This is a genomic window from Clostridium zeae, from assembly GCF_017312485.1.
In the GTDB taxonomy this organism is placed as follows: Bacteria; Bacillota; Clostridia; order Clostridiales; family Clostridiaceae; genus Clostridium_AR; species Clostridium_AR zeae.
In genome coordinates, this window is sequence record NZ_BMBA01000001.1 from 1,573,120 (window position 1) to 1,593,170 (window position 20,051).

Below are 20,051 nucleotides of genomic sequence, written 5' to 3' on the forward strand. Positions count from 1 at the left end.
TTATTCACCTCCTTTCAATGTTCCTAAGGTGAGCGTATAAAGCAAATTCATCATTTGTAATCTGCTCTTGTCTATCAAGCTCTTTGATGAAAGCTCCATATCTTTTCTCCTTAAGTATTTCAACAGTCTTTTTATCTATCTGTTTTTTCTTGAGATCTTCTCTTCTGTAGTTCAACTCTTTGTCTTTATTCTCAAGTTCTTTTTCTTTATTTTGTATTCCTACACTTAAAGCATTTAAATAATTTCTCTTAATCTTCTGATAAGCTGCTGATTCACCACTTTTTATGCTTTTGTATTGTTCAAAACTTTCGTTCATCTCTTTAATGTTTTGTTCAATTATTATCTTTTCTCTTTGAGTATTTTGAAAAAGTCTTTTGCTTTCCTCTTCCTTTTCTACTCTAATATCTAGAACTTTTTGAAGACTAAACTTAAATCCATTTGCCATGATATCCTATCCTTTAAACATTGAAATAAGTCTATTTTTACTTTCTTCGTATGTAGATTTTTCATCTATTCCTTGTTTTAAAAAGTTTATTATGAAGTCATGATAATCAATTGCCATATCCACTTTTCTGTTACTGCCTCTTACGTAAGCTCCTATATTTATCAAATCCTCTGATTCTTTATATGTAGCTAAAAGATCTCTGGCAAAAGAACTTACTTCCTTGTGAACCTCTTCTGCTATAGTAGGCATAAGTCTTGATACAGAATTTAGTACGTCTATAGCAGGATAGTGATTTTTATGAGCTAATGCTCTGGAAAGCACTATATGTCCATCAAGTATACCTCTTACAGCATCAGCAATTGGTTCATTAAAGTCATCACCATCAACAAGTACAGTATAGAAAGCTGTTATCGAACCTTTATCTGAGGTACCTGCACGTTCCATGAGTTTAGGTAGCATTGCGAAAACAGATGGTGTATATCCTTTAGTAGCTGGCGGCTCTCCAATCGCTAGACCAACTTCTCTTTGTGCCATTGCAAATCTAGTTACCGAGTCCATCATTAGAATAACTTTTTTTCCTTTATCTCTAAAATATTCAGCTATTGCAGTTGCTGTTAAGGCTCCTTTTAATCTTACAAGCGCTGGCTGATCTGATGTAGCACATATAACTACTGACCTTTTCATACCTTCAGGGCCAAGATCTTTTTCAATAAAGTCAAGAACTTCTCTTCCTCTTTCCCCTATCAATGCAATTACATTTACATCTGCTTCAGCTTCTCTAGCAATCATTCCTAAAGTTGTACTTTTACCAACTCCACTACCTGCAAATATTCCAATTCTTTGTCCATCACCGCAAGTTAGAAATCCATCAATTGCTCTTACTCCAGTTGGGAGTACATCCTTAATTCTTCTTCTTCTCATAGGATCAGGAGGTGAATTATCAAGCTGATAGTATTCTCCACTATTTATTTCTTTGCCATCAAAAGGTATTCCTAAGCCATCTAACATTTTACCAAGAAGCTCGTCACTACATCTAACACTTAAGGGTCTTCCTTCAGGTACTACCTTGCATCCTGGTGAAATGCCAATTAACTCACCTAAGGGCATTAATATAACGGAATCATCTCTAAAACCTACAACTTCACATTTTATTGGTTTATTTCTTTCATTATATATGGTACAAAGTTCTCCTACAAAAGCCCTAATTCCCTCTACTTCAATAGTAAGACCTATTACCTTCTTGACTCTACCTTCATAATGATTGAAGTTTATTTCATCTAAATTATTGATTATTGCTTCAAAATCAATCGAGATCATCATATACCTCCTGCTATAGAAGTGCCTCTCTTAACTTTTCCATTGATATATCAATACCTACTTTTACAGTTCCGTTTTCCTTTTCTACCACTGCATTACCTGGATTAAGTGAAGAATCTTCTATAACAAAAATCTCCCCCTGTATAACAAATCTACTCTTCCATAGTTCAAGTTGTGCCTTAACAGATTCGATATGTATAGAATTGCATTTAATAACAAAAGTTTTTGTTCCCTTAGATTCAGCTATAACATCCTCAACTATAGAGTCCAGCCCATGCTCCGTTCCCAATTTTTCTTTTAATATCTTCTCAGTCATTTCCACTGATAGTCTTATGATCTGTTCCTTTTTTTCTTCTAGATATGCTTCATATTGTTGTTTTGCAGAAAACAGCATATTGTTAGCATTGCTTATGATAGAATTAGCTTCATTTTTAGCTAATTCTATGTTTTTTTCATAAGCTTCTTTATATCCATCTTCATAGCCATTTTCAGTACCTTGCCTATAACCTTTTTCATAGGCTTCTCGTTCTAATTCTTGAGCTTGTACATATGCGGCTTCTAGTATTGCATCTTTTTGTATTTGAGCATTTTTTATTATATTTTCACTAATATTCTTGTAACTTTCAACCATTCTTGCAGCTTCTTCAGGATCGTTCAAAAACATCTCTTCCATAAGGCTCTTTTGCTCATAATCTGTATTTATTTTTCTACTATTTCCTGAAGTTACAATATTGCTTTTAATAACACTAAAGGATGATTGCATCTTCTCCACCTCTTGCTAGAATTATTTCTCCAGCTTCATCTAATCTTCTAATTATAGAAACAATCTTTTGTTGTGCTTTTTCAACATCCATAAGTCTTACTGGTCCTAAGAATTCCATATCTTCTTTTAATGAAGCAGCGGCTCTCTTAGATTGATTTTTAAATATAGCATTTGCCACTTCTTCTGAACAACCCTTAAGCGCCAGTGCCAACTCTTTAGCATCTGTTTCTCTAAGTATTCTTTGAATTGATACATCATCAAGAGTGATGATATCTTCAAATACAAACATGCTGCTCTTAATCTTTTCAGCAAGATCTGCATCTTCTCTTTCTAAGCTTTCAGTTATATTCTTTTCAGTTGTTCTGTCAACCTGATTTAATATATCAACTAAAGTATCAACTCCACCTAAGCTAGTTACTTCTGTTCTAACTATAGATGATAATTTACTTTCTAAAACCTTCTCAATTTCTTTTATTACCATAGGTGAGGTATTGTTCATGCTTGCAATTCTAAATGCAACATCACTTTGTAGTTCCTCAGGTAATTCCGCTATAACTTGCGCTGCTTTTTCTGCTTGAAGATAGCATAAAATCAAGGCAATAGTTTGAGGGTGTTCATTTGAAATAACATTAAGTAATTGGTGTGCATCAGCTTTTCTAGCAATAGAAAACGGTCTATACTGCTGAGTTACTTCTGTTACTTTCTCCAGAATTTCTGATGCTCTTTGCTGTCCAAGAGCCTTTGATAACAAGACTCTTGCATAATCCATTCCACCCTCAACTATATAATCTCTTGCTTTATTCATTTCAAGAAATTCATTTAATATTTCTTCTCTTTGTTCTGCACTAACTGAAGTGATATTAGCTATCTCATACGTAATCTTTTGTATCTCACTCTCTGGTAACTTCTTAATTATTCCTGCAGAAGCTTCAGGACCAAGAGTGATAAAAAGTATAGCTGCTTTTTGCATTCCAGTTAATTTAGTACCTTCTCTTGGCATTACCTATCCCCTCTCATTCTCTGCTAACCACGACTTAATTATCTCAGCTACTTGTTCTGGTTTATCAGTAGCATATTTTTTAATTTCGTTTTCCATATGAGTCTTTTCATTATTGACATCAAAGTTAATTGGTTCAAATCTCTCTATATCCTTTGGATCTATTCTATCATTCACAACTACATCTAGTATATGTTGTCTTTCTTCCTCAGCTGGTTTTCTAAACCTTCTAATTACTAATATTATCCCTATTATCAAGACTAAAGCTGCTGCTCCAGCAACCCCTAGAGTCTTATAAAGAGCCATCTTCTTTTCATTAGCTGCATCAGCATTCATTTGATCTATCTGTTTTTGAATTGCTGCTTTTTCTGTTGGATCAAAGCTCATTCCAAGGACATTTATTTCATCTCCTCTATCTTGCTTAAATCCAATTGCGCTTGAAACTATGTTCTTTATAGCATCTTGTGTTGCAGAGTCCATTTTTCCATCAACTATTACTGAAGCTGTTACTCTCTTTACTTCTCCTGGAGCACTTATGGTCTTTTCTTCAGTGCTTCCAACTGAATATTCAACATTCTGAGATTCATTTGAACTAACATTTTGTCCCCCAGTAGTTGCAGCGATTGTATTAGAAGAATTGTTATCAACTGGGCTTTGAGAAGTAGTTCCATTACTATCAGTTCCAGTTTGCTTAGTTGTTTGTTGTTTATTTACAACCTTATTAGGATCATATGTTACTACAGTTTTTTGTTTAGAATCTAAATCAAGCGTAGCACTTACTTTAGCTTTAACCTTATCCTTACCTATTACAGGTTCTAAAAGCTCTACTATGTTCTTTTCTAAATTCTTTTCGTAATCTGCTTGTGCCCCTTGTCTCTTTTCAATGCTTGAAGATGCTGCTTCTTGACCATTTTCGTCGTATAAACCCTTTGATAAAAGATTCATTTTATCATCTACTACTTCTATGTTTTCCTTAGGTATATTTTCAGTAGCTCCTGACACTAAAGAAACCATAGCTTTAACTTGGTCATTTGATATTTTAGCTCCAGTTTTAAGTTTCAAATATACAGACGCTTTACCAGGTGTTTTATCTTTTACAAAAACAGAATCTTCAGCAGGGGTTATATGTACTCTTGCGCTTTCAATTTCACTAAAGCTCTTGATTGTCTTTTCAAGCTCTCCTTGCTGCATTCTTAACTTCTTTAATTTGAACTCCTCATCAGTCATACCGAAGGAGCTACCACTATCCATTAGTTCGTATCCTTTACTCCCATCTGTTAGCTGTGGCGCAAGTTCCAGTCTCAACTCATCGATTTGAGTTTTAGGCACAAGAATACTACTACCTGATATCTTCATATCAACTTTGTCTGCCTTTAGCTTTGTTGTAACAACTTGAGCATCATCTGCAGCCAAATTAGAAAATAGTATTCCGTACTTATTATTACCGGATATAATAGTATAAGTTATGATTGCGATCACCACAGCTAAAATGGAGATGCCTAAAGCTATCTTTTTACCTTTACTCATAGCTTTAATTTTTTCCATAAAACCTTTAAGGCTCTCTAATAGCTTATTCATTAGTAGCACTCCTATCTATTACAACTGCATTCTATTTATTTCTTGATAAGCATCTAATAACTTATTTCTAACTTGTACGGCTAATTCTAAACTCATTTTAGCTTCTTCAGTAGATAACATTACTTGATGTACATCTACATTATCGCCTTTTACTAATTTATCAGTTAAATCATTTGCTTGTATTTGTTGATCATTAACCTCATTTAACTTCTCTTTTAATGTATCCAGAAAACTTACTCCACCATTTCCAGCATTATCTTGAGTATTTTGTGTTATATCTTTTTCAAAGACCTTTGTATCTGGTACAAAACTATTTATTCTCATATTTTATTCTCCTTATTTACCTATTTCTAAAGCTTTCATAAACATACTTTTTCCTGCGTTTAAAGTATCAACGTTAGCTTCATATGATCTTGATGCTGCGATCATATCGGCCATTTCATTTAATATATTTACGTTTGGCATAGTTACATATCCATCTTTATCTGCTTCAGGATTTGTAGGATCATACTCTTTCTTTAGAGGTGACTTGTCCTCTTCTATACCAACAGCCTTTACCCCGTTCATACCTAATGCACCGTCTAAGTTTTCCTGGAATACAGCTACTTTTCTAACATAAGGCTTACCATTTTCACCTCTTGTAGTATTTGCATTAGCTATATTAGAAGATATCGTATCTAATCTTAATCTTTCTGCAGATAAACCACTTGCACTTATTCTTAGAGCACTGAACAAACTTCCCATTATCTATTACCTCCCACCACCAGTAATAACATATCTAGTCATACTAAGCTTATTATTAGCTTGAGTTATCAAAGCATTGTAAAGCAGTGTATTAGCCGCTTGATTTACTTTTTCTGAGTCTAAATCTACATTATTTCCATCTGTTCTCATACTTGAAGATGTATCTTTGTCCAATTTAACTTGTCCATAGCTATTTTCATCAACATTAGTGTATCCTGTATTCTCTATATCACTTGATGCATCTTTAAGTGTATCTTCAAAAGAAACTGTACTTCTCTTATAACCAGCTGTATTTATATTTGCCATGTTATTAGCGATTACCTTAGATCTTAATGAAGAAACGTCTAATCCTCTCTTAATAAGATTATAAGTATAATTATCTGAATCCACTCTATTAATCGTCATTAAATTCCACCACCATTCGAATGTTTTTTACTGTAATCTTAAAAATATTTTCTATTTATTTATATTTTACTATTAACGTTTTAAAAATAAAGTAATTTTTATATACTTTTTTGTAATAAACTAAGCTTTTTTGTAATAAAACTACTTATGTTAAAAATTATATCTCAATTTCTCATATTTTTCTAGATTAAATTTTAACTAAATGTAAAAAATAATTAAATTTGTGCATTTAAATTTTTACAAGATACACCTTAGCGATAATTTTCAGAATATTCAAACTGATTTGAATTGTTCGTCATCATGAATTGATTATATATAAAATATCGAATTTTGTCATCAGAAATAATTTATAATTTTATTGAGTAATTTAGATTTTCTTACCATACTTAAATTAAATTAAAGAAAAAGTAGATACTACATAATTTGTAGTATCTACTTTACTCTACTTAATACATTTAAAACATCTTGTGGGAACTTATTTGACTGAGCCATAAGCGCTGTAGCTGATTGTACTAAAATACCGCTTTTCGAAAATTCCATCATCTCTTGAGCTATATCTGCATCTCTAAGTTGACTATCTGCTCTTTGCAAAACCTCATTACTACTGCTTAAATTATCTGCTGCTGTTTCAAATCTGTTTTGTAGTGCTCCATATTTACTTCTCATCCCATTAATTTGATTAATAGCATCATCTACTGTTTGTAGATTGGTATTGCTTTTACTAGGATCAGTAACATCTAATTGACTTATGTCGCTTCCATTACTGCTTTTAATCAGATCAACTCTTATATTGTACATTGGAATATCAATATTATCTCCTACATTGGCACCAGACATCATTGTTTGCATATAAGGCTTACTATTGTCAGTTACTAAGTCACTGCTCAATAACTTCAATCCATTAAATTCAGTGTTAGTACCTACTTCATTTATATGCTGTTTAAGCTGATCTATCTCTTTTTGTATTGACTGCCTGTCATCGTTACTCAAAGTGCCACTGCTACCTTGCACTGTTAGTTCTTTCATTCTAACAAGAGAATCACTAACTGAACTCAATGCGCCATCAACCGTCTGCATTATGGACACCCCGTCCTGTACGTTCTTGCTAGCTGCATCAGTGCCTCTTATCTGCATTCTAATAAGCTCACTTCTACCGATAGCGTTAGGATTTTCTTTAGAAGAATTTAGTTTTGAACCAGAAGATATTTTTCCCATAGCAGCATTTTGGTCCACTAAACCTTTCTTATAATTCCTGTATAAATCTAAAGACGCCAAATTATGATATAATCTCATCTTCATCACTCCGTACTTATTTTTTATAATTATTCAAAATATGCCTCATTATAACAAAGCTGTCAACATATACTTAAAATTAATTTTCAAACTTCCACTAAATATAATTTTATCAAAACTTATATATATTTATATCGTCTAAGTTATTAGATTACTTTAGCTTAAATTTAATATTGCTCTATATTTGTTCAAACTTCTATAACCCCTCTAATCACTTATGTAGATTTTATATAATCGTATAGCTTCTGCTGGATTTATCTTCTTTTCTTGAAGCTTTCTATATATCACATATAAGTCAGCACTTAATTCTGGATTAGTGCTTTTGGTTTCTTTCATTTTATTATAAATAACTTCATCTATTGATTTACTTTCACTCTTTGACTGATCCGTATTTACAATACCAAGAACCTCTTCTACCTTTTCTTTTGCATAAGGATCTTCTACCAGAAGCTTTAATATATTGAGTTTATTTTTTATTTTTTCAACATCATCTTTTCTTAAAACAATATATTCATCAAAATACATGGGACTCACCTCTATTCCGTTTGAATTATATAATATATCAAATGTCTACACTAAAGTAGTAAACATCCTACAATCCATTTTATTACTATATAATCATTCTATGGTATTTTATCGTGCTTTTTTCTGATTACTTTAGAATTAATTGCTATATAGTTCGCATATAGATAAAAACTTTCCCAATAATTGGTTTTCAGTATTAAGAATGTTAATAAAGATTCTACAACATAAAAAAAGGAATAGCTTCATCACTATCCCTTCCACTATTATTCCACAATTTCTTTAATAATTTTTTTGAATACAAAGATAACTTAAGCTACACCGAAATTGCTGTTATGACACACAAAATATTCATTGGCGTTCCCCTACATTAATCTAATAAAAAGTCAAAAAACTCAGTCGCCAAGTTAATGTATATTTTATAACTTCAAATTTTTATACTATCATTCAATAGTTTTGTAAATTTTTTAGCACCATCTTTATTCAAGTGAGATACATTATAGAAATCTTGATCTGTGAATTCTTTAGATTCAAAATAATCAAGTACTTCTATATCAAATTCGTTTTTAATTTTATTCATAATGTCAATAAACTCAGCCTTTATTCTAGGCGAAAACTTTGAATAATAATGCTTACTTACTGGGCATATAACTACAATAGGTTTAATTTCTTTTGATTTAAGTAATGATAAATACTTTTTAAGAATCATAGTATTTTCTTCAACTGTTAATGGATAATTTTTATCACAATCTTTTTCAACCATCCATTTATCCCTTTCAATTACTTCTTCATCCATAACTCCGCTAACCAAACTTTCCCATAAAGAATCGCTATTTTCTTTCAATAGACTATAAATTGAATCCATGTAATCCCTTTTGAATATCTTTGATGCAACCTTGTGAAATTTATTATAACTTTTAATTATCTCATCATAATAAGGATGACTATGACAAGTTTTAAATATTGAATAATACATATATACCCGATCCTTAAAGTTGCTCTTAGAAAGGTCGTATTCAAAGCTATAATAACTCAGTCCTATAATTGCAAACTTTATGTTTTTCGCTATTTCGTTATTATTTAACACCATTTTCGCCCATTCATAATCATAAAATAAATCTTGGCTAGAAACTGCTAGATTTATTATGTTGTATGGTAACTGTTGCGTATTTATTGCAACCTCTGCATAGGATATTCCTGTTACAAATGAATCAAGTGACCCTTTACATTTAACGTAATAATCATAAGCTCTATAAATTTCATAGTCATAATATCTTTTTATATAATCATAGATATTAATAGAATTATTTTCTTGTAAATGCCAATTGGAGTTACTTGCGCTTATTACATAATCATATTTAATCCATTTAGATTCTTCACTTCCATGGATAGGAATGCCATTTAACCATTTTCCTCTTAATTCAACATCATCACTAATAAACGCAATTATTTCATATTTTCCCTTGTCTATTAAACTCCCTATTTTATTAGATAATTTATTTACTCCAATAACTATTATTTTTTTTACTCCAGTGATATTAGAAAAAAATTCACTTAAATTTTTATATAATACATTAAATTTCAATACTAATTTATTCATGAATATATCTTTAATTAAAATACTCTCTCTTGATTCATAACACTTAATCAATTCTTCAAAATTATTAGCTATTTCATTCATGTCTTCATTTAAATTACTTTTGGGATATTGTAAAAAAACAAGGTTCATTTCATTATTTAAATGAACAAAAGCACTAATTAAAGAATTTATTGTATCAATAACCTCTTTAGAATATGGATCATCATCTATTTTTTCACTTGTCATATTAATAATAATATTAATATTCTTAGCTATCATTTCAATCTCTATAAAATTAACCAATCTTTTTTCCTTTCTACGATAACTTCGAGCTTTACGTTTTATTATTTAAAAGGAATATCTGCTAACGATTTTATAATATTACGCTTAGTTCTTATTTTTAATATCTTTTTTAAGCATAATATACTCCTCAAAGTACACTATAAGTTCACCTATTAGCTTAATGTAATAATTATAACCCCTACTCAATAATAATATAATTTTATAAGTTATACTCAAGCGCCATAATTTCCGAATCGTCTGGAAATAATTTCAAGAATTCTTCAATAAAACTCTTCGCTTCATCCAACTTTTGAGCTTCTATTAAAACTTTAATATTTCTCTTAAATATTTTTTTGTACTCAATTAATTCATCTTTATGCTCAAAGCTCATATTTTCCTGATTCTGTTTTTCCTTTATATCTTTAAGTTTATTTTCTATAGCCTTTTTCATAGGGAATACTTTCAATGCTTTCCTTAAGTATAGTATATATTTAGCAGTATCTTGTTTATTATTTTCAGCCTTTTCTAAATACATAAAAAACCTATGCTCAAGGTTTGTTATATTATCCTGTAAATCCTCATTGAAGATAATGGGATTGTATAATTTATGTATATAGCTTATTCCTTTAGGCATATACATATCAAATAATGTTATATAATCTTTATCTTCTAACTTATCACTAAGTAGCAAATTACTAGCAATTGCAATCCAATATCCTAAATATCCTTCATCATTATACTTATATAGATAATTAACTATCGAATTATATACCTTTTTAGACTTGTAGTTTTCAAGTATATAACTCATAAATCTTATTAAATCAATTATACTAAGATAATTTTTAATGCTGCTTAAGTTCAAATCAAACTCTATAATGTACAATAATATATCTCCATAATAATCAGGCAACATATCATAATCGAGCTTCTTTATAGCATAAAAACTTTCCTGTGGTAAAAACACGCTCTCTTCAATGCTATTTCTAGTCAAATTTAACAGATAATATTCATCATACTCTAAACCAAAGTTATTATAAAATTTAATTATCTTTTTTGAAAACAAAGATTTCACATCTTCTTTTGTCCTCTTCACTTCTAGTGATCCTACAAAAGCTTTTCTCATATCTAAATCATTGAATATTTCATAAAAATAATTAAAAAATATTTTTTCATATTCTTCATATTCAAACAATTCCACTATTATTGAAGCCTTAAGATCTCCTGTTTTCATTTTTTCAATATATTTAACTAATTCATCGAATTCCTTCAACTCTAAATATATAAGACAGATATTATATAAAGCCAATTGGCCAGATCCTTCATTATTATAGTAAATCGCAACTGTAGAATTCTTAGATAATTGAGTTTTACCGAAGTTGTTTTTACATTCTAAAAATTTATTTAAATAAATTAGCGCATTATCAAATGCACTCAAATTTTTATAGCAGATTCCAATAATAAAATACAAATCTATATAATCACTATTAACACTTAAGCCTTCAGAACATATTTCAATAGCCTCACTGTATTTTCTTAATCCAACAGCTATTCTCCCATATAAATTATATATATACAGATACCTTTGCTTTTCCACCAAAGAGACTTTTTTCACCAATCCATATGTCTTCCTTATTTGGTATAGACTTTTTTCAATATCAACCGTTGAATATGAAGCCGCTAGTTGAAAATTTAGATACACATTATCAGGGTCTTTCTCAATTTCACTTATAAGCAAGGTACAGTTTCTCTCACATTTATATCTAGTAAACTCCTCATCTTCCCATATATATCCATAATGTCCCACAAAAACATCACTAAATAGTACCATAGGTTTAGATTTTGGCTGCTCATGAATTTTCCCTACAAATTTGAAGTCATTAGTTTTTCTAAACAATCTATCTAGAGCACAAACATTATAAGAGTTTTCACTTTCCTTATTGTTCGTAGTAAGATAATTCTTAAGATTAATTCTTATTGTATTATACCCAGCTAAATCCTGAGTCAAAAGCTTTACTAAATCATCTGGGTTCTCTATTTCTTCGTCTGCATCGATTATAAAAACCCATTCTCCAACAGCATATGAAATAGTTATATTTCTCATTTCCGCAAAATCATTTGTCCATTTGTGCTCATATATCCTATCCGTATACTGCTTAGCTATATCAATAGATGAATCTTCTGATCCAGTATCAACTATTATCAATTCACCAATCCCAGCATCTAGAATTGGTTGTATACTTTTTAGGCATCTATATAAATTCTTTTCTTCATTTTTAATCATTATACATACACTTACCTTTATACTCACCATTGCACCCCCACATAGTTTATTAAATTAATAATACATACTTATGAAAATATATCATTAATTTAATAAAAGAGCCAGAGAAAAGATATTCTCTGACTCTCTCGTTCTTACTTTATATTAATTATCTTAATAATTGAAGAACTTGTTGTGGTTGTTGGTTAGCTTGAGCAAGCATAGCTTGAGCAGCCTGGCTAAGAATGTTGTTCTTAGAGAAGTTAGACATTTCTTTAGCCATATCAACGTCTCTTATTCTTGATTCAGCTGAAGTTAAGTTTTCAGATGAAGTTCCTAAGTTGTTGATAGTGTGTTCTAATCTGTTTTGGTAAGCACCAAGTTTAGCTCTTTCAGCAGAAACCTTTTGAGTAGCATTGTCTATAACTTTTATAGCAACGTTTGCTTGAGTTTGAGTATTAACTTGTAAACCTGCAACTCCTAAAGCAGCTGATCTCATATCATTTATGTCTATTGTTAAGTTTTGGTTAGTGTTAGCACCTATTTGTAGTGTAGCACTTCCATCAGCTCTTACATCTGCAGCTGAAGTAGTTTCTTTAAATGAAGATAAACCATTTGTAGCTGCTGTTCTTGTGTTTCCTGAAGCATCCTTAACTGTTATAGTAAGACCTTCTATAGCACCTGCAACACCTGCAGTAGCTGCTGTTGCAACTAAAGCACCACCACTTATAGTTAATGCTCCATCTGCTCCTAGTAATGAACTTACATCTGAAAGAGCTGTTGTTGCAGCAACATTTCCTGCTAATGATGTTGTTACTGTAGTACCATTCTTAACATAAGATAATGTTAATGAATCTCCTGCTTGAATACCTAAGTTATTTCCATTAGAATCTTCTAATGTACCTAGAGTTACAGTCATAGCAGCTATTGGAACTGCAGCACCTGTCTTTAATACTGCACTAGTATTTACGTTTGCAACTGATGCATTTACAGCCTTACCCATTGATCCATCTAAAAGGTTCTTAGTGTTGAATTGAGTTGTGTTACCTATTCTATCAATTTCATTTTCTAATTGACCCATTTCTGATTGGATAGCTGTTCTATCATCGTTAGTTGAAGTATCATTAGATGATTGAACTGAAAGTTCTCTCATTCTTTGAAGAATTGAAGTTGTTTCATTTAATGCACCTTCAGCTGTTTGTACCATTGAGATACCATCTTGAGCATTGCTTGATGCTTGATCAAGACCTCTTATTTGGCCTCTCATTTTTTCTGATATTGCTAATCCTGCTGCATCATCTGAAGCTCCATTGATTCTAAGACCTGAAGAAAGCTTTTGCATAGACTTGCTAGCATTAGTTGAGTTTGTGTTCATTTGTCTTATAGCATTATTACCTGCTAAGTTGTGATTAATTATCATAGTAAATTCCCTCCCTGATTTTAAAGTGGACATCCTTTTCCACTGTATTTATTTATAGTTAAAGCCTTGATGGCATTACTACCTAATGAGTTTACATTATTTATTTTTATATTGCTTGTCCATTTTTATGTTCTTGCTCCCAAACTTCACCTCTTGTGATTTTTATATCTCTAGGAGCGTCAATTGCAAGTCTTAAATCTCCGTTTTCGCTTTTCACTACCTTTACAGTGATATTATCACCTATCACTACATATTCCCCTGGCTTCCTGCCTAATACTAACATACTCTTCCTCCTTGAAATCGCAAAAAACGGATGATTAATATACTTATCTACCCTTTGCCTCCTGCAAAATGAGATAAGTCTATTAATCATCCATGATTATTAATTGTATTTATGTAATTTTCACTTTATATTTATTAATTCGTATATCTAAAGATAAACTTTATACTTTTTTTGAAATTTTTTTAAGTTTTTTTATATTTTTTTAATATAGAGTCAGAGACCTAAATCTCTGACTCTTAAATATAAAACTTACTAAATACTTTACTCTATTATCTTAATAATTGAAGAACTTGTTGTGGTTGTTGGTTAGCTTGTGCAAGCATAGCTTGAGCAGCCTGGCTAAGAATGTTGTTCTTAGAGAATGTAGACATTTCTTTAGCCATATCAACGTCTCTTATTCTTGATTCAGCTGATGTTAAGTTTTCACTTGAAGTTCCTAAGTTATTGATTGTGTGCTCTAATCTGTTTTGGTAAGCACCTAATTTAGCTCTTTCTGCTGATACCTTTTGTGTAGCGTTATCTATAACTTTGATAGCTACGTTAGCTTGGTTTTGAGTAGTAACTTGAAGTCCTGATACTCCTAGAGCTGATGATCTCATATCGTTGATATCAATACTTAAGCTTTGGTTAGTGTTTGCACCTATTTGAAGTGTTGCACTTCCATCTGTTCTTACATCTGCAGCTGAAGTTGTTTCAGCGAATGAAGATAATGCATTTGTTGCTGCAGTTTTTGTATTTCCTGCTGAATCTTTTACTGATACAGTAAATCCTTCAACAGCGTTTGATATACCAGCTGTTGCAGCTGTAACACTCATTGATCCATTTGCATTAGCAGCTACTGCATAGTCAGTATTTGCTGTTGTTCCATCAGTAGTTCCAAGAGCTGCTACAGTAAGTGCTGCTGCTGTAAAAGTATTTGAAACTGTAGTTCCGCCCTTAACATATGATATTGTAACTGTATCAGTTGCAGTGATTCCTAAGCTGTTACCATTCTTATCTTGTAATCCTACTAAAGTATCAGCTGCTGCTGCTGCTGCACCACCAGTCTTTAATACATCACTTGTGTTTATGTTAGCTACTGCTGTGTTTACAGCCTTACCCATTGATCCATCTAAAAGGTTCTTAGTGTTGAATTGAGTTGTGTTACCTATTCTATCAATTTCATTTTCTAATTGTCCCATTTCTGATTGGATAGCAGTTCTATCATCGTTAGTAGATGTATCATTAGCTGATTGAACTGAAAGTTCTCTCATTCTTTGAAGAATTGATGTTGTTTCATTTAATGCACCTTCAGCTGTTTGTACCATAGAGATACCATCTTGAGCATTGCTTGATGCTTGATCAAGACCTCTTATTTGGCCTCTCATTTTTTCTGATATTGCTAATCCTGCTGCATCATCTGAAGCTCCATTTATTCTAAGACCTGAAGAAAGCTTTTGCATAGACTTACTAGCATTTGTTGAGTTAGTATTCATTTGTCTAATTGCATTGTTACCTGCTAAATTGTGATTGATTATCATTATAAAACCCTCCCTGATTTTTAACGGACATCCATGTCCAATTTTTATTTATAGTTAAGTTCTTTGAACTTACTAACATATTAAGATCTTTTAAGTAGTGTTTATCACCCTTATGCTTTATTATCGTTAGGTTTTTGTGATACTTTACTACTTTTTTAAAATATTTTTATAAGATTTTGTTACTTCTTATAAAGTTTCAGATAATTATATTAATTAACAATCCTTGTTTATTAATATTTTTTATCTTTATACTTTATTATCGTTGCATTTCTGTGATACTTTACAACTTCTTTAAACTTTTTTTATAAGATTTTGTTCTTCTTATAAAGTTTCAGATAATTATATCAATTAACAATCTTTGTTTATTAATATTTTTTATCTTTGTATTTTATTATCGTTGCATTTCTGTGATACTTTACTACTTCTTTAAACTCTTTTATAAGATTTTGCTCTTCTTATAAATTTTCAGATAATTACATTAATTAACAACTTCTGTTTATTAATATTTTTTATCTTTATACTATATTAATCGTTAACTTCAAACAACACTTTATAGTTTTTTTATAAAAACTTATTTAATGATAATCTTTAATATAAAGGTTATATTTAATTTCAGCATAGTACTTTAGCAGTGTCAAAATAAAAAAGAAGATACTATTAGTATCTTCTAACCTTTAACCGCTCATTTGCGATGTAAGCCAACTACTTTGAGAATTTAATTTATTTAAATTACTCTCAAGAGTAGAATACATATTATAAAGATGTTGCTGTTTTGCTTTCATAGTTTCCTGCATATCTTTTATCTTTTGAGTTTTTTGAGCTATACTCTTAGATAAATCATTTTGACTTACCCATCTAGTATTTATATAACCAGCTTTTTTAATTAAAGTACCGTCAGTTCCTGCCACATTGTTTAAAACATCCTTAAATCTTTGGAATATTCCCTTATCACTATTAGTAGTACCAGATTTAGTAAACAAGTTTTTAACCAAATCGCCTTTTTGCTCAATTGCAGCCTTTAACTTAGTTTCATCTATTTTTAATTTACCACCATCCATGTAGTTAGAAGTAGTTGTTATACCAATATCAGTTATACTTATTCCTGCACCGCTAACTGCATCATAAACTGCTTGTCTCATACTTGAAACCAAATTACTTAAAGTATCATCTCTTCTTAATATACCTTCCTTAGCCTTAGTCTCCCAAGCAGTTATTTGATCTGCTGTCATTGAAGACTTTTGAGCGTCTGTTAAAGGTTTATAATCATAGTTTTTCTTTTGAGTTATGCTTGTATTTATTTTATCTATTAAAGCATTATACTTATCTATAAACTTTTTAAATTTATCAACTGCAGAAGAAGCATCAGCTTTTACATTTAAATTAACAGTATCTCCTGCTGTAGCATTTTGCAAATTGTAAGTAACATTATCCAAAGTAAAGCTATTTGATCCCTTAGTCACTTGAGTAAAGTTTGCTTCTCCAGGAGCTTTAATTGACACACTAGCATCTTGTCCAGTATAGGATCCATTTATCCCTAATATAGCTGTAGCATTTCCAGTAGTATCAGCTTTTATAGTAAAATTATTTGTTGAACCTGTGTTTTTAGTCTCTATAGTTAGTTTCTTAGTCAAATCACTAAAGTTAATGTTAAAATATTGAGTTATCGGTGTATTTCCCGACTTAATATTTTGCATATCACTTTCAAATTGACTTATTGTCTTCGTACTATCAACTGTTACATTAAAGTCTTGCCCACTGATAGAAATAGTAAAAGAACCTGAATTTATACCTAAATCCGATAGCTTTGTATCACCTGTATAGGTCTTAAGCGTTTTATTACTTGTGGAAATTAAATCTCCACCTGCATTACCTACATATGTTATATCACTATTAGAGGTTGATGATATATTCAACTTTCCTGTTGAATCCTTACCAGCACTTATCTGCCCAGCTAAACTTGGATTAGCACTAATCTTATTGTTTAAGTCAGCGATTACATCATCCATTACATTTGCACCAGTAAAATTACCTAATGTAATAGTCCTAACTGTAGGATCAGCCCCTACTGTAAAAGATAATTGCTGTCCACTCCAATCTGTTGGATTAGAAGAAGTTGAATTTAAAGTATTAAAATAACTTTGACTTTTTGCAGTTTGAGCCAAACTATTTATCTTAACTTGATAGTTTCCCTTTACTGCTCCTGGATATGTAGATGCCGTTAAGTAATTATCTCCAGCTACACCTGTAGATGCCATAACGCTGGAAACTGAAGTTCCGGTATAGGTTGATGAAGTCATCATGTTATCTGTTTGTAGTATGTCAAAAGAGCTCGCAAAATCCTTAAGGTCTTTTATATATCCTACATAAGCCTCTTGTTGCCACTGAACATATTGAGAATCCTGCTTCACCTTATCTATTTTTGTTTGATCGGCACTTAAAGCTTGTTTTACTAGCCCATCAACATCCAATCCACTGGCAAGTCCTGTTATTCTGGTGTAATCGGTAGTACTGCTGCTACTACCAGACGCTCCTGATATATTCAAGAAAATCCCTCCATTCTAAATCTTTTTGTTTATTAGGTTAAAACCTTTATAAGTATTATTATATGCATTAGTCGCATTCTTTTTATCATTAATTTTCTTTATCTCTTCCTTAATAGAAAGCTTTTTCTCTTCAATAATCTGATGTAGCTTTTTATCTTGCTCTAGCAATCCTAGTTCTTTAGAAATTTCACTAAACATTTTTGAATCATACCCAATTTCATTAATTGAATCAATTAAATCTTGTTTAGCTTCTAATAGTCTAAGAAAGTTTTCTTCCGATTCTTCTTCTATAGATAAAATCAACTTATCAGTTAGTTCCCTATAATCTGATAGTATTTCTCTCAAGGAACTCATATTATCTTACTGCTGCCTTTGAAAGTTTTTCTGCTTCCTGCCAAGTATTTCTTATATCTTCTATCATCGGAATTACTGTATCCATTATTGAAGTATCTTTCTTTATATTAGCTTGCATAAGTTGATAATTTATAAATTCATATACTGCAAATAGTGATTTTGCCCACTCACCAGCATTTGTATCTAGACTTACCATAAGTTCTGTAAATATATCTTCAGTTCTTTTTATATTCTCATTAGCCTTTTTTATATCCTTATCTTCAATTGCTTGTCTACCTATCTTAGAGTATTTTACCGCTCCATCAAGCAGCATAAGTAATAGTTGTTCCTTGGATGCATAATTTACACTGTTGTTTTTATATACATTATATCCATTATTTGCGTACATAATATCCTCCTATTTTTTAACATCTATAAATACACCTCTATAGTTTTCTTTCGAGTCTTTTTCTTTCACTACTTGAACTTCAACAGTATCAGGCTTATATCCGTCTACAGTTACTGTCTTCTGTTCTTTTATTATCTCTTTAAAAGACTCTTTATGCTTGTCTTTCTTTTTTTGTTTATTCGGTTCTCTATATTTATAGCTATCAACTTGTGTTTCAATCTTTATTCCATCCTTAGAATGAACCTTACCATCCCTAGTTTGTTCTTTGAGCTTTTCTCTTAGGTCGGTATCTATCTTATTCAACTTAAAATCCATATAGATTCCTCCCAAATATTTAATTATATCTATGCCTTTTTATCGAAAACTACTCCTACTAATTCGCATAACTTGGCAACCATGTCCAAAATCTTTTTAGGAGGCACTTCCATAAGCACCTCTTTTGTTTTATCATCAACTATTTTAATCATTAAATCATTTTTAAATTTATCATGCATTTCATATACTGCATGAGCATTATCCCCTTCAAGGAACTTATTAAGTTTATCTACAGCTTTTTTTATCTCACGTTCATCACTTTTATCTTTAGTATCTATGGAATTTTTATCGTCTTGTACAGATATATCAGTTGTTATTGGTTTTGGTTGGGTAGTTGCATCTACATTTGTCTGCATTCCAGTTCCTTGATTAACTCTTATCTCCATACGTACACCTCTATTTATTGAGATTTTTAAGAATACTTAAATCTATTATAGTAGCATTTTTATTTTCATCTTCAATTTCTTTAACAAGTTCTTTCCTAAGAATACTTAGTTCTTTCGGTGCTCTTATTGCGAGTTTTACACTTCCGTCATCAAGCTTTATAACTGAAATTTCTATATCATCACCAATCAGTAATGATTGACCTTTCTTTCTAGTTAGTACTAACATATTACTCACTCCTTAGTAGAGGATGTTTTATCATATACTTTTCATTGTCTATGATTATTTGTTCCCCAAGCTTTGCTTTTGTATTTATTATTATAGGTGCTTTTAAGTTAGTAGTAATATTTTCAACTTTAGAACTTAGGGTCACTGTATTTAATACTAGGATTTCATTAGAATCCTTTATTGCAAGTCTTTCTACTATAGAATCCTTAAGTTCAAATTCGTATTCATTTATAAAATCGAAAGGGGAAACTGTGACTAACCCAACCTCCTCATCTTCAACTGAGTGTAGTATCTTAAAAATCGGATTCTCTTCAAAATCAACAAGTATAAACTTTTTCAAATCTTGAAGGCCTGGTAATCCTTTAGCAAAAGTTATTATATCCTCTTCTTCATAATTTAATATACCATGGTATTTAGTCTCTAGTTTCATA

22 protein-coding genes are annotated in these 20,051 nt (G+C 30.9%); all 22 read right to left on the minus strand.

Going from position 1 to position 20,051, the window contains the following annotated elements; genetic code table 11:
- Window positions 1-4: 4 nt before the first annotated feature.
- The 22 genes from fliJ to fliW all read right to left on the minus strand — a co-directional run bounded on the left by fliJ (window position 5) and on the right by fliW (window position 20,050).
- Window positions 5-445, minus strand: coding sequence for a flagellar export protein FliJ (gene fliJ / locus J3477_RS07345; protein ID WP_206869054.1), 441 nt, complete (start codon window positions 443-445; stop codon window positions 5-7).
- Between the two features lie 6 nt (window positions 446-451).
- Entirely contained in the window at window positions 452-1,762 is a 1,311-nt protein-coding gene (gene fliI, locus J3477_RS07350; protein ID WP_284691984.1) for a flagellar protein export ATPase FliI, read from the minus strand.
- Window positions 1,763-1,775: 13 nt separating this feature from the next.
- Window positions 1,776-2,525 carry a FliH/SctL family protein gene (locus J3477_RS07355; RefSeq protein WP_206869056.1) on the minus strand — a complete coding sequence of 250 codons (750 nt, stop codon included), beginning with the start codon at window positions 2,523-2,525 and terminating at the stop codon, window positions 1,776-1,778.
- On the minus strand, window positions 2,509-3,525 hold the full coding sequence (gene fliG / locus J3477_RS07360) for a flagellar motor switch protein FliG (RefSeq protein WP_183278485.1): 1,017 nt from the start codon (window positions 3,523-3,525) through the stop codon (window positions 2,509-2,511). The genes J3477_RS07355 and fliG overlap by 17 nt, the downstream gene beginning before the upstream one ends.
- A gap of 3 nt (window positions 3,526-3,528) precedes the next feature.
- Window positions 3,529-5,100 carry a flagellar basal-body MS-ring/collar protein FliF gene (fliF, locus tag J3477_RS07365; protein WP_206869057.1) on the minus strand — a complete coding sequence of 524 codons (1,572 nt, stop codon included), beginning with the start codon at window positions 5,098-5,100 and terminating at the stop codon, window positions 3,529-3,531.
- An 18-nt stretch (window positions 5,101-5,118) separates the two neighbouring features.
- On the minus strand, window positions 5,119-5,424 hold the full coding sequence (fliE, locus tag J3477_RS07370) for a flagellar hook-basal body complex protein FliE (protein ID WP_206869058.1): 306 nt from the start codon (window positions 5,422-5,424) through the stop codon (window positions 5,119-5,121).
- A gap of 12 nt (window positions 5,425-5,436) precedes the next feature.
- Entirely contained in the window at window positions 5,437-5,844 is a 408-nt protein-coding gene (gene flgC / locus J3477_RS07375) for a flagellar basal body rod protein FlgC (RefSeq protein ID WP_206869060.1), read from the minus strand.
- Between the two features lie 6 nt (window positions 5,845-5,850).
- The gene (gene flgB / locus J3477_RS07380; RefSeq protein ID WP_206869062.1) at window positions 5,851-6,249 is read right to left on the minus strand and encodes a flagellar basal body rod protein FlgB; all 399 of its coding nucleotides are present in this window, start codon (window positions 6,247-6,249) and stop codon (window positions 5,851-5,853) included.
- A gap of 432 nt (window positions 6,250-6,681) precedes the next feature.
- The gene (locus tag J3477_RS07385) at window positions 6,682-7,542 is read right to left on the minus strand and encodes a flagellin N-terminal helical domain-containing protein (RefSeq protein WP_206869064.1); all 861 of its coding nucleotides are present in this window, start codon (window positions 7,540-7,542) and stop codon (window positions 6,682-6,684) included.
- A 207-nt stretch (window positions 7,543-7,749) separates the two neighbouring features.
- On the minus strand, window positions 7,750-8,067 hold the full coding sequence (locus J3477_RS07390) for a hypothetical protein (protein WP_206869065.1): 318 nt from the start codon (window positions 8,065-8,067) through the stop codon (window positions 7,750-7,752).
- A gap of 424 nt (window positions 8,068-8,491) precedes the next feature.
- Entirely contained in the window at window positions 8,492-9,946 is a 1,455-nt protein-coding gene (locus J3477_RS07395; protein WP_206869068.1) for a nucleoside-diphosphate sugar epimerase/dehydratase, read from the minus strand.
- A gap of 199 nt (window positions 9,947-10,145) precedes the next feature.
- Window positions 10,146-12,236: a glycosyltransferase family 2 protein gene (locus J3477_RS07400; RefSeq protein ID WP_206869070.1), complete on the minus strand. Its 2,091-nt coding sequence runs from the start codon at window positions 12,234-12,236 to the stop codon at window positions 10,146-10,148.
- Window positions 12,237-12,354: 118 nt separating this feature from the next.
- On the minus strand, window positions 12,355-13,605 hold the full coding sequence (locus J3477_RS07405; protein ID WP_206869071.1) for a flagellin N-terminal helical domain-containing protein: 1,251 nt from the start codon (window positions 13,603-13,605) through the stop codon (window positions 12,355-12,357).
- A 106-nt stretch (window positions 13,606-13,711) separates the two neighbouring features.
- Window positions 13,712-13,888 (minus strand): carbon storage regulator, encoded by a 177-nt coding sequence (locus J3477_RS07410; RefSeq protein WP_206869072.1) that lies wholly within the window; start codon window positions 13,886-13,888, stop codon window positions 13,712-13,714.
- Between the two features lie 269 nt (window positions 13,889-14,157).
- Window positions 14,158-15,408: a flagellin N-terminal helical domain-containing protein gene (locus J3477_RS07415; RefSeq protein ID WP_206869073.1), complete on the minus strand. Its 1,251-nt coding sequence runs from the start codon at window positions 15,406-15,408 to the stop codon at window positions 14,158-14,160.
- A 674-nt stretch (window positions 15,409-16,082) separates the two neighbouring features.
- Window positions 16,083-17,951, minus strand: coding sequence for a flagellar filament capping protein FliD (gene fliD, locus J3477_RS07420; RefSeq protein ID WP_206869074.1), 1,869 nt, complete (start codon window positions 17,949-17,951; stop codon window positions 16,083-16,085).
- Window positions 17,952-17,966: 15 nt separating this feature from the next.
- Entirely contained in the window at window positions 17,967-18,305 is a 339-nt protein-coding gene (fliT, locus tag J3477_RS07425) for a flagellar protein FliT (RefSeq protein ID WP_206869075.1), read from the minus strand.
- A gap of 1 nt (window position 18,306) precedes the next feature.
- The gene (fliS, locus tag J3477_RS07430) at window positions 18,307-18,693 is read right to left on the minus strand and encodes a flagellar export chaperone FliS (protein ID WP_206869076.1); all 387 of its coding nucleotides are present in this window, start codon (window positions 18,691-18,693) and stop codon (window positions 18,307-18,309) included.
- Window positions 18,694-18,702: 9 nt separating this feature from the next.
- Complete coding sequence (locus J3477_RS07435; RefSeq protein ID WP_206869077.1) at window positions 18,703-19,008, minus strand: hypothetical protein; 306 nt, start codon at window positions 19,006-19,008, stop codon at window positions 18,703-18,705.
- A gap of 29 nt (window positions 19,009-19,037) precedes the next feature.
- A complete protein-coding gene (locus tag J3477_RS07440) occupies window positions 19,038-19,394 on the minus strand; it encodes a flagellar protein FlaG (RefSeq protein ID WP_206869078.1) in 357 nt (118 codons plus the stop codon).
- 10 nt (window positions 19,395-19,404) lie between these two features.
- Window positions 19,405-19,620, minus strand: a complete 216-nt coding sequence (csrA, locus tag J3477_RS07445) for a carbon storage regulator CsrA (RefSeq protein ID WP_206869079.1) — start codon at window positions 19,618-19,620, stop codon at window positions 19,405-19,407.
- Between the two features lies 1 nt (window position 19,621).
- Window positions 19,622-20,050, minus strand: a complete 429-nt coding sequence (gene fliW / locus J3477_RS07450; protein WP_206869080.1) for a flagellar assembly protein FliW — start codon at window positions 20,048-20,050, stop codon at window positions 19,622-19,624.
- Between the last annotated feature and the right edge of the window lies 1 nt (window position 20,051).